The sequence below is a fragment of the Catenibacterium sp. genome (genome assembly GCF_052354645.1).
Taxonomy (GTDB): Bacteria; Bacillota_I; Bacilli_A; order Erysipelotrichales; family Coprobacillaceae; genus Catenibacterium; species Catenibacterium mitsuoka_A.
The window spans coordinates 1-6,866 of sequence record NZ_DAWDDM010000098.1; the positions used below are offsets into that span (position 1 = coordinate 1).

A 6,866-nucleotide genomic window follows, 5' to 3' on the forward strand; every position below is an offset into this window, starting at 1 on the left:
GAAGAATATGCTGATATTTACTTCTTTGTATAGAATTAATGTTATTTAAAGTAGAAATATAGATATTATGGCTGTTTCTGTTTTAAATTGCTAAAGTAGTATTCTGATCTTAGTAAGAAAGAGTAGATTGAGTTCTTTCTGTTATTTTGTATGGTATAATAAAGGACAGGATTTGCATTTCCGAAAGACAAAACTATATGTTGTATCTTGAGGATTATTAATTTTGTCTCTAGAAAACATAAGGAGGAGAGTAGATGGATAAAATAGAGAAAGCATTAGAAGCATGTGAAAAAGTAATTGATGGAATTGAAGATAGCACAATAACAACTGAATCTGCACTTTTGCTATGTACAAAAATTGCACGTCTTACAAATGATGAAGAAAATATGATCTGGCTTCAATATGAGTATGGAGGATATCCAAGGAATAATAACAGTAAAGTTATTCCAGATGCGTGGAATCTTGCGTATAAAAAAGGAAGAGGATATCAAGAAGATGGGAAATTATATATCTTTACAGAATTAGCTTCGGAACTTGAAGAAAAAATCATTGCTCAGCAGAAGGCAGTTGGAAATTTTACAACTAATGGTGCATCTGTGAGTGGAGAACAGGCGTTAATAGCTATGAGTAGGCTGACTGAAAATGTTCATGAATCGACAACTGCAATGGTGGCTAATATTGCTTCAGCAAAGAAGAGACTTTCTTTATTAAAAGCTCAATACTATGAATATGCTTTAAAGAAACAAATTGAATTGACTTTTGGTAATGTTGCAACAAGTGTTTTTATGAATTATAGAGAACGAGTAGACTTGGCATTATCGGACTTGTCAAAAGAAACTTTATTGAAGTTGCAGGCTATAGAGGGAAAATTAGATTCGGAGAATCCAGAAATGTACTCACAAGCATTGACTACTTGTAGACGTTTATTTGAAAGCGTAGCTGTTGAGTTATTTGATAAGTATTTTCCTGGGTATACTAATAAGACATATAAGACCAAATCAGGTAAAGAAATTGATGTAAGTGGGGATCATTATAAAAACAAACTATCAGCTGTTATTGAAAAACTAGAAGACAAATCTCCTAAGAAGACAATTGTTGGAAGTGATATCATATATCTTTTGGATTGGATTGATAACCTAATTAATTTGCAGTGCAAAGGTGTACATTCTGATATAACTAAAGAGGTTGCTGAAAGATGTATACTACAAACGTATATGTGCCTTGGGGATATATTAACCTTACAGTAAATTAATTGTTACAACAATTTCGTTTATTTGAATTATGCATTTACACGAAGACAATATATAGAATTAATTGGCATTGACAACTTACCAATCTGTGATATCTTATAGATGAAACTAAAGGAACAGTAATATTCTCGGTGTACAGGCACCGTAAAAAGTCGAATTCAAGAGGTAGAATTCAAAACAACCTCGTCCGAGTATATATTGATAAAATATATGAGCCTTGCAGTTAGGAGATAAACTGTAGACAAGAGATAGTCTTAAAAACAATCTCGTCCGATTATATATCGAATAGATATATGAGCCTGGCGACCAGGATAAAACCTGTAATTCTTATACTATGAGCAGGATAAGTTCCTGCTCTTTTTATATATCCATCTATCCTATATCAGTTTCTCTATCTAATGCATATAGTAATCTTAGACTCTCTATTTACTACATATAGTAATCTTAGTACTAAATTTACTATATATAGTCTTTTTAGTATCTCCATTCTCTATATAGGAGTACCACTATTTCTATCTATCACCTATATCTCAATTTTACTAGACATAATCAACTAAATATGGCATAATACATCTCTGTACGAAAGGAAATGTAGACTATGATATCAACACATAATGTATCACTCAGATACGGAGATCGCGCTTTATTTGAAGATGTATCAGTAAAATTTACTGAAGGAAATTGTTATGGGATTATTGGTGCAAATGGTGCTGGTAAATCCACATTCTTAAAAATATTATCAGGTGAAATAGAACCAAACAAAGGTGAAGTTATTATTGAACCTAATAAGAGATTATCTGTTTTAAAACAGGATCACTTTGCTTATGATGACAACAAAGTAGTAGAAACAGTTATCATGGGTAATAAGAGACTATTTGAAATCATGCAGGAAAAAGAAAAGCTATATGCTAAAGCTGATTTTAATGATGAAGATGGTATAAGACTAGGAGAACTTGAAGGTGAGTTCGCAGACATGGATGGTTGGAATTCTGAAAGTGATGCTGAAATCATGTTAAATGGTTTAGGTATTACAACAGAATACCATGACATGTATATGAGAGATTTAGATGGTAACCAGAAAGTCAAAGTATTATTAGCCCAGGCTTTATTTGGAAACCCTGATATTCTTTTACTAGACGAACCTACCAACCATCTAGACCTAAAGAGTATCAGATGGTTAGAAAACTTCCTATTAAACTTTAAGAACACAGTCATTGTTGTATCACATGACCGTTACTTCTTAAATAAAGTATGTACACATATTGCTGATATTGATTACAGCCGTATTCAGCTATATGTAGGTAACTATGACTTCTGGTATGAATATTCTCAGATGCAGATTCAGCAGATGAAAGACCAAAATAAGAAAGCAGAAGCTAAAAAGAAGGAATTAGAAGAATTCATTGCACGTTTCAGTGCCAATGCTTCTAAAGCAAAACAGGCTACTTCTCGTAAGAAACTATTAGATAACTTAGAAATGGCAGACATGAAACCATCACTAAGAAGATACCCATTCATTGGTTTTAAACCAGGTAGAGAAGTAGGAAACATTGTATTAAATGTAGAAAACCTTACTAAGGTAGTAGATGGAGAAACTCTTATTAATAATGTTTCTTTCTCTATTCTTCCAAATGAAAAGGTTGCTTTTGTAGGAGACGATAAAGCAACAGAAGCATTCTTTAAGATCATCATGGGAGAAGATAAAGACTTTGAAGGTTCTTATAAATGGGGTATTACGACTACTCAGTCATACTTCCCTAAAGATAATTCAGCATTCTTTAATGATTGTGAATTATCTTTATTAGACTGGTTAAGACAGTTTACTGATGGTAGTATGTATGAACAGGAACTAAGAGGATGGTTAGGTAGAATGTTATTCTCTGGTGATGAAGCATTAAAGAAAGCGAATGTTTTATCAGGAGGAGAAAAGGTAAGATGTATGCTTGCGAAAATGATGATGCATGATGCAAACGTATTAATTTTTGATGAACCTACAAACCACCTTGATCTAGAATCTATCCAGGCGTTAAACCAAGGTTTAATGCGTTTCCCAGAAAACATTCTATTTACTTGTCATGACCACCAGTTTGTTCAGACAATTGCGAATAGAATTATCGAATTTACTGCAGAAGGTACAATTGACCGTCTATCAACATTTGATGAATATCTAGAATACAAGGACACACTTGAAGCATAAGAGCGGATTAAACCGCTCTTTTTTTCTTCTCAAGGCTAGGAAAATATATTATTGCTATTAGAATGAGATAATAGTATTGAACGCTTTATTAATAAAAGGCATAATATCAGTAAAGGGGGACAGAGGAATGAAGATATGTTTATTTGGAATTTCTAATGTTGGAAAAACAACTGTGGGGAAATTACTTGCTGAACGTTTAGATATTAAGTTTGTCGATTTAGATGAAGAAGTGAAAAATCGCTTGAAAATGTCTCTTGAGGAATTTGTTAACACTGAGAATTTACGGTGGAGAGATCAGAAACGAGGGAGTATTATCAAGAAGATTATTAAAATGGAAGAAGACGTTGTCTTTGCAATTTCACCCATTTCTTATATTGAAAACTTTAAAACAAGCATTATTTCGGATGATAATTTGCTGATTGAGTTGTACGATACTCCAGAGAATATTTTTTCGAGGCTTATATTTAGTGATGAAAATGACGACATCTATACCGATGATAATTACAAAAATGCGAATAAAGATTATTATATGAAAGAAATTCAAGAGGATCTAGATTGGTACGGAATGGTTAATGCTAAGATAGGGATACACAATCGTGTATTTGTTAATAACAAGTCACCGGAAGAAGTTGTGGATAGAATAATCATGGAGTATAATCTGGAAAATGATGATTGTGGAGAGTAAAGGAGTTAATCGTTTTTTAATCATAGAAACAAGATATCAGATTGTGGTATACTAAACAAAATAATTAGAAATGGGGGATGAAGGGTGAGCGTGCAGACAGATTGTGAGATGTTGTCCATTGAGGTAATGGAAAAGTATGCAGAAAAATATGATCTTACCGGTGATGAAGTAGCCGAATTATTTCACAAAAATCAGGTTTTTGAGAAGATACTGATTCAGCATGAATATCTTCATCAAATTAGTTTTGAAGAAGTCATGGAATATGTGGAAAAAGTGATAGCAGAGGATTCAAGAGAATTAGTGGTTTACCATGGCACATGTTCTGATTTTGATAAAATAGATTTAAAAAAATCACATAATCGTCGTGATTTTGGAAAAGGATTTTATACGACCGTTTTGCGTTCTCAATCGAAAGAATGGGCATATCGACTTTCTTTAAGAGAAAGGAAGAACAGGTATTATGTGTATGAATTTGTATTTGAAGAAGTAGCTGCATTACGAGTAAAACGTTTTGATACATTGAATGAAGAATGGTTAGAATTTATTAAATTGAATAGAAGTAAAGGTGGTCTGCAGCATGAGTATGATGTGGTGATTGGTCCTGTAGCAGATGATAATACCATGGAAACTGTACAATTATATATTGCTAATATACTTACTGCGAAAGAGGCAGTGGAGAGATTGCGATATAGTAAAGTAAATAATCAGGTATCCTTTCATACAGAAAAAGCCTTAGAATATTTGAAACCGGTTAGGAGGATTTCTTATGCCAGAGAAAATATATAGTTTTAACGGAAAAGACATTACAATGAATGTATGTATACAGATCAGAGATGTAGTGAAATTATTACAGGAACATTTTCAAATCAGTTTTGAAGAAGCTGTATTACGTTTCTATAAATCGGAAACATATAAGACGTTGCAGGAAACAGAAAACGGTCTGTGGGCAGAGTCAGCGGAATATATAGCAGATAGATACTATGAAGAAACAGCAGGCTAATATTCCGACACTGATAGAGAGGTTGAAGAAAGTAGACAAGTGAGTTTAAAAGAAAAGGCAAGAATGCATTTGATATCTTGGGTAATTCAAAATAACTAGGGGGTTCCTGTATTTTATTTAATCACGTAGTATGGGTGTAAATGGGAGCTTATTGTTTTAAAATCATTAAGAGGCACAAGTCATAAAAATGCAAAGGTAATGCATAAAAACATCTACTAGCAAATTACAAGTTGGTTTATAGAGCAAAAAAGGAATCCTAATATGGGGATTCCTTTATAGCAAACTCGCTTGCTTACTGAATTCTTCATAACTTTTTACAAAATGATATGGCTCATATTCACCATATGCAGTGGGTCTACTGATAGTAATAATTTCTATATCATACCCAAGTCTTTCTTGTATTCTATCTGCAAATTTTGCCATTTCTTCTCCAGGTTCTGTCTGTAATGCAATACATCCAGTTTTATTTATCCTCTTTGCGATAAGATAACACATATGTTTATACCTCCTGACTTGATTATACATCTACATATTATGAACACAATAGTGTTTTTCTTCTCTTGATAATCACTCATTCCAATAATAGAATACTCCTAAAGGAGGTTCCTATGGATATCAATAATGTATATGTAAGAGATGCTATTTTGTATTATACAATCCAACAATATTTCAATTGTAACGATAAGAAAACAAGTCGATTTATAACACAATTAGATCACTTCAATTACAGAAGTGGACTCATACATAATATCCCTTACTTGTCCTTGCAATTACACGTATCAGAGAAGGATTTCTATCATACCTATCTAAGAGTCAAGGAGAGTTTCAAAACACTCCCAGAAGACGTTATATTAGTTAAAAAAGGTGATGAGATATACTCTAAGCTATTAGCTGTGATTCCAACAGCACCACCATATTTATTTCTAAAAGGCAATGTACGTTTATTAAATGAAAAGTCTGTTAGTGTAGTAGGGAGTAGAGATGCTTCTAGGGAAGCAATGGAAAAAACAGAAATACTTGTAAAAACATTAGTCAAAAGAAATATAGTAGTCAATGCAGGACTTGCGAAAGGTATAGATACAATAACCCACCAAACAGCATTAAAAAACAATGGAAGAACTATAGCTGTCATAGGAACACCTATTAACCAGTACTATCCTAAAGAAAACAAAAACCTTCAACTCGCTATTGAAAAACATGGACTTGTTGTCTCACAATTCCCACCTTGTAATAAAGTATACAAATGGAATTTCCCTTTAAGAAATGCGACTATGAGTGGTATTTCTATCGCAACTATTATCATGGAAGCAGGAGAGAAAAGTGGGGCATTAAGACAAGCAGATCACTGCATAAAGCAGGGTAGAGACATCCTCATACCATACTCATTATTACAATCTTCTCTCTTATGGCCTAGGAAGTATATCCGAAAGGGAGCACATACCTTTAAGAATATAAAAGAACTATTAAATAAATTAGAAGGAGAACGAATATGTGTATTGAAATAGAAAACTATAAACAACATGATTTCTTCAATTACTCTGATTACAATCAAATAGATACTGATACTGAAGATTTAATCAATACTCTCTTAAATAATCCAGAATACAATCTAAAACTCAACAAAAGAAGAGTACCAGTCGTGGAAATTGCGAAAGTATTAGGGTTTAATATCTACACTACAAAATTCAATGAATATAATATTAAATCAACAATACTTATATAAAACCAACTTAT

Annotated in this window: 8 protein-coding genes; 7 read left to right on the forward strand and 1 reads right to left on the reverse strand. The window is 32.6% G+C overall.

Features of this window, described 5'->3' with window-relative positions:
- Window positions 1-254: 254 nt before the first annotated feature.
- From ACT8VG_RS05715 to ACT8VG_RS05735, 5 genes are all read left to right on the forward strand, one after another.
- Complete coding sequence (locus ACT8VG_RS05715) at window positions 255-1,247, forward strand: hypothetical protein (protein WP_444195383.1); 993 nt, start codon at window positions 255-257, stop codon at window positions 1,245-1,247.
- Between the two features lie 601 nt (window positions 1,248-1,848).
- Window positions 1,849-3,447 (forward strand): ABC-F family ATP-binding cassette domain-containing protein, encoded by a 1,599-nt coding sequence (locus ACT8VG_RS05720; protein ID WP_444195384.1) that lies wholly within the window; start codon window positions 1,849-1,851, stop codon window positions 3,445-3,447.
- A gap of 127 nt (window positions 3,448-3,574) precedes the next feature.
- Window positions 3,575-4,132, forward strand: coding sequence for a shikimate kinase (locus ACT8VG_RS05725; protein ID WP_444195385.1), 558 nt, complete (start codon window positions 3,575-3,577; stop codon window positions 4,130-4,132).
- A 126-nt stretch (window positions 4,133-4,258) separates the two neighbouring features.
- Complete coding sequence (locus tag ACT8VG_RS05730; protein WP_254151260.1) at window positions 4,259-4,918, forward strand: DUF3990 domain-containing protein; 660 nt, start codon at window positions 4,259-4,261, stop codon at window positions 4,916-4,918.
- Window positions 4,899-5,132: a hypothetical protein gene (locus ACT8VG_RS05735; RefSeq protein ID WP_006505075.1), complete on the forward strand. Its 234-nt coding sequence runs from the start codon at window positions 4,899-4,901 to the stop codon at window positions 5,130-5,132. The genes ACT8VG_RS05730 and ACT8VG_RS05735 overlap by 20 nt, the downstream gene beginning before the upstream one ends.
- A 273-nt stretch (window positions 5,133-5,405) precedes the next feature.
- Here the strand turns inward: ACT8VG_RS05735 and ACT8VG_RS05740 are convergent, their stop codons facing one another.
- The gene (locus ACT8VG_RS05740; RefSeq protein WP_432271395.1) at window positions 5,406-5,627 is read right to left on the reverse strand and encodes a DUF6718 family protein; all 222 of its coding nucleotides are present in this window, start codon (window positions 5,625-5,627) and stop codon (window positions 5,406-5,408) included.
- Window positions 5,628-5,740: 113 nt separating this feature from the next.
- On the opposite strand from ACT8VG_RS05740, the gene ACT8VG_RS05745 reads away from it, so the two are divergent.
- Together ACT8VG_RS05745 and ACT8VG_RS05750 are read left to right on the forward strand one after the other, a co-directional pair.
- Window positions 5,741-6,637, forward strand: a complete 897-nt coding sequence (locus ACT8VG_RS05745; RefSeq protein ID WP_444195386.1) for a DNA-processing protein DprA — start codon at window positions 5,741-5,743, stop codon at window positions 6,635-6,637.
- Complete coding sequence (locus ACT8VG_RS05750; RefSeq protein WP_444195387.1) at window positions 6,622-6,855, forward strand: hypothetical protein; 234 nt, start codon at window positions 6,622-6,624, stop codon at window positions 6,853-6,855. Before ACT8VG_RS05745 ends, ACT8VG_RS05750 begins: the two co-directional genes overlap by 16 nt.
- The last annotated feature ends 11 nt before the right edge of the window (window positions 6,856-6,866 follow it).

Bases quoted from the DNA above. Each gene is read 5' to 3' on its own strand.
- ACT8VG_RS05740 (WP_432271395.1), bottom strand. From the start codon at position 5,627: ATGTGTTATCTTATCGCAAAGAGGATAAATAAAACTGGATGTATTGCA.
- ACT8VG_RS05720 (WP_444195384.1), top strand. From the start codon at position 1,849: ATGATATCAACACATAATGTATCACTCAGATACGGAGATCGCGCTTTA.
- ACT8VG_RS05750 (WP_444195387.1), top strand. From the start codon at position 6,622: ATGTGTATTGAAATAGAAAACTATAAACAACATGATTTCTTCAATTAC.
- ACT8VG_RS05745 (WP_444195386.1), top strand. From the start codon at position 5,741: ATGGATATCAATAATGTATATGTAAGAGATGCTATTTTGTATTATACA.
- ACT8VG_RS05730 (WP_254151260.1), top strand. From the start codon at position 4,259: ATGGAAAAGTATGCAGAAAAATATGATCTTACCGGTGATGAAGTAGCC.
- ACT8VG_RS05735 (WP_006505075.1), top strand. From the start codon at position 4,899: ATGCCAGAGAAAATATATAGTTTTAACGGAAAAGACATTACAATGAAT.
- ACT8VG_RS05725 (WP_444195385.1), top strand. From the start codon at position 3,575: ATGAAGATATGTTTATTTGGAATTTCTAATGTTGGAAAAACAACTGTG.
- ACT8VG_RS05715 (WP_444195383.1), top strand. From the start codon at position 255: ATGGATAAAATAGAGAAAGCATTAGAAGCATGTGAAAAAGTAATTGAT.